The 3,427-nt window shown below is 68.7% G+C and carries 3 protein-coding genes and 1 pseudogene; all 4 read right to left on the bottom strand.

The features are described from left to right. A pseudogene (locus A9W96_RS10385) lies at nt 1-277 on the bottom strand (ABC transporter family substrate-binding protein); the annotation flags it as partial. 46 nt (nt 278-323) lie between these two features. After that, nucleotides 324-2,213, bottom strand: coding sequence for a translational GTPase TypA (typA, locus tag A9W96_RS10390; protein ID WP_067139499.1), 1,890 nt, complete (start codon nt 2,211-2,213; stop codon nt 324-326). A gap of 162 nt (nt 2,214-2,375) precedes the next feature. Next, the gene (gene narI / locus A9W96_RS10395; RefSeq protein WP_066868677.1) at nt 2,376-3,107 is read right to left on the bottom strand and encodes a respiratory nitrate reductase subunit gamma; all 732 of its coding nucleotides are present in this window, start codon (nt 3,105-3,107) and stop codon (nt 2,376-2,378) included. Then, nucleotides 3,100-3,427: nitrate reductase molybdenum cofactor assembly chaperone (gene narJ / locus A9W96_RS10400; protein ID WP_067139502.1), on the bottom strand; the 328-nt coding region annotated here is incomplete at its 5' end. The genes narI and narJ, both read right to left, overlap by 8 nt.

Raw genomic sequence — 3,427 nt, forward strand, 5'->3', positions numbered from 1 at the left:
CCGGCCGAAAGGCGCTCGGCAGCACCAGCGCGCTGATCGCCGCGTTCACCGGGGACAGGTCGGACAGCAGGTGCGGGTTGAAGCCGGCCCCGATCGAGTCGATGCCCATGATGATCTCGCTGACCCGCGGTGGCGGCGGCACGGAGTTGTGCGGCGTATCGGTGCTCTGCGGCGCCGGCGGCGGGTTGACCGTACAGGCCGAGAGCACGAGTCCGACCAAAAAGATCAGTCCGCCCAGCACCATGAACCAACGGCGGACTCGTCTCGGCACGCTGATCAGGGTATCGAGCAACCGCACAGCAGCCCGTCCAACCACCCCGGTGTTAACCCCGCGCCTTGGCGCGCGACCGGCTGCGGGCCCGGGCGGTGGCGTCCAGCTCGACCTTGCGCACCCGCACGATCTCCGGGGTCACCTCGACGCATTCGTCTTGCGCGCAGAATTCCATGGCCTGCTCGAGATCGAGTTCGAGCGGCCGGGCCAGCGTTTCGATGACATCGGCGGTCGACGACCGCATGTTGGTCAGCTTCTTCTCGCGGGTGACGTTGATGTCGAGATCCTCTGCGCGCGGGTTGATCCCGACGACCATGCCCTCGTAGGTGTCCTGGCCCGGCTCGACGAAGAACTGGCCGCGGTCGGCGAGCTGGATCATGGCGAACGGGGTGATGGTGCCCGCGCGGTCGGAGACCAGCGAGCCGGTGTGGCGGGCGCGGATCTCCCCCGCCCACGGCCGGTAGCCGTCGAACACCGCATTGGCGATTCCGGTGCCGCGGGTCAGCGTGAGGAAGTCGGTGCGGAACCCGATCAGGCCGCGGCTGGGGACGATGAAGTCCATCCGGACCCAGCCCGCCGCGTGGTTGGTCATCTCTTCCATGCGCCCCTTGCGGGCGGCCATCAGCTGGGTGATGGCGCCGACGAATTCCTCAGGGCAGTCGATGGTCATCGCCTCGAAGGGCTCGTGCAGCTTGCCGTCGATCGTCTGGGTGACGACCTGGGGCTTGCCGACGGTGAGCTCGAAGCCCTCGCGGCGCATCTGCTCGACGAGCACCGCCAGCGCGAGCTCGCCGCGGCCCTGCACCTCCCAGGCGTCGGGCCGGTCGATGTCGACGACCTTGATCGAGACGTTGCCGACGAGCTCGGCGTCCAGGCGCGACTTCACCATGCGCGCGGTCAGCTTGTGCCCCTTCACCTTGCCGGCCAGCGGCGAGGTGTTGGTGCCGATGGTCACCGAGATGGCGGGCTCGTCGACGGTGATGCGCGGCAGCGCGTGCGCGTGGTCCGGATCGGCCAGCGTGTCACCGATCATGATCTCCGGAATGCCCGCGACCGCGACGATGTCGCCGGCGATGGCCTCGTCGGTGGGCGTGCGTTCCACACCCTCGGTCACCAGCAGTTCGGTGATCTTGGCGTTCGTGATGACGGGATGCCCGTCCACCTCGCGCATCCAGGCGACCTGCTGGCCCTTGCGGATCCGGCCCTTGTAGATGCGGATCAGCGCGAGCCGGCCGAGGAAGGCCGAGGCGTCGAGGTTGGTGACCAGCGCCTGCAGCGGCGCCTCGGGATCGCCCTGCGGCGGCGGGATGTGCTCGAGCAGGACGTCGAACAGCGGATCGAGGTTGTCGCCCTCGGGGTTCTCGCCATTGGCCGGCTCGGTGGTGCTGGCGATGCCCGCCCGGCCCGAGGCGTACAGCGTCGGCAGGTCCAGGGCGTGCTCGGCCGCCTTCTGCGCTTCCTCGTCGAGGTCGGAGGCCACGTCGAGCAGCAGGTCGTGGCTCTCCGAGACGACCTCGGAGATCCGCGCGTCCGGGCGGTCCGTCTTGTTGACGACCAGGATCACCGGAAGGTGGGCGGCCAGGGCCTTGCGCAGCACGAACCGGGTCTGTGGCAGCGGGCCCTCCGAGGCGTCGACCAGCAGCAACACCCCGTCGACCATCGACAGGCCGCGCTCCACCTCGCCGCCGAAGTCGGCGTGGCCGGGCGTGTCGATGACGTTGATGACGGTCGTCGTTCCGTCCGCATTCTTGCGATGCACGGCCGTGTTCTTGGCCAGGATCGTGATGCCTTTTTCCTTCTCCAGGTCCCCGGAGTCCATCAGGCGCTCGACGGCGTCGTCCCCGCGGTGGTGCAGCGCGCCCGACTGCCGCAGCATCGCGTCGACCAGGGTGGTCTTTCCGTGGTCGACGTGGGCGACGATGGCGACGTTGCGAAATAGCACGTCGGTGATTGTGGCAGCGGGGGGCCTTTCAAAGCGAACTGGCCAGCGAACCGGCTGGTAGCCGGGCGCCGTTCGGTGACCGACGGCTTGGGTGTGCGGTGGCGGCGGGCCGGGTCGGCGTGTCGTCGCCCTGGCCGCACAATCGACGCGCGGGGCGAACCCTTACCAGCCCCGCCGGCGCGGCGCCGTGCCGACGAGTTGACCCTTACCCGCCGCCTCGCGGCTGCGGTAGACGATGTAGGGCCGGAACAGGTAGACGACCGGGGCGCTGAACACATGCACCAGCCGGGTGAACGGCCACAGCGTGAACAACACCATGCCGATCAGGGCGTGCAACTGGTAGTCCAGCGGCGCGTTGACCATCACCTCGCCGTGCGGTTGCAGGATCCAGATCCGGCGGAACCACAAACCGACCGTGTAGCGGTAGTGGAACTCCCCGCCGTGCGGGCCGGTGCCGATCAGGTCGCAGTACAGGCCCACCACGATCGCCAGCACCAGCACCGTGTACATCACCTTGTCGCTGCGGCTGGTGGCCATGGAGACCGCCGGGCGGGTGAACCGCCGGTAGATCAGCAACCCGATGCCGACCAGCGTCGCGACGCCGGCCATCGACCCGGCGATGACCGCCTGCAGGTGATAGAAGTGGTCGCTCATCTTCATCATCTGGGTGACCTTCGGCGGAATGAACAGGCCCATCACGTGTCCGGCGAACACCGCCAGGATGCCGAAATGAAAGATGGGGCTGGCGATGCTGAGCAGTCGCGACTCGTAGATCTGCGACGACCGCGAGGTCCAGCCGAATTTGTCATACCGGTAGCGCCACCAGGTGCCCACGATCAGCACCGACAGCGTGACGTAGGGCGCGATGTCCCAGAACAGGACGTTGCTAAACACTTGGCGATCCTTCGCGGGGTGGCACGGTCAAGGTAAACGGTTGCAGGCCAACGGCTTCCGCCGGCGGCCCGGCTTGGGCCAGGCGCTCGGCGCGGCGCACTTCCTGATCGGTCGCGTCGGGCAGGGTCGCGCAGACCGCCGCCACCGTCGGTTCGTAAGGCGACTCGGCGTCGGCCAGGGCGCCGCGCAGCACGTCGATCGGCACGCGGTGCCGGCTCAGCAGTCGCCGCCCGGCGTCGGGATCGACGGTGGCGGCGAATTCGAGCACCACGGCCAGATGATCGGGCGCCTCACCGCCCGGCGGCTGCACCCCCGCCTCG

The organism is Mycobacterium sp. 1245852.3 (genome assembly GCF_001669335.1).
GTDB lineage: Bacteria > Actinomycetota > Actinomycetes > Mycobacteriales > Mycobacteriaceae > Mycobacterium > Mycobacterium europaeum_A.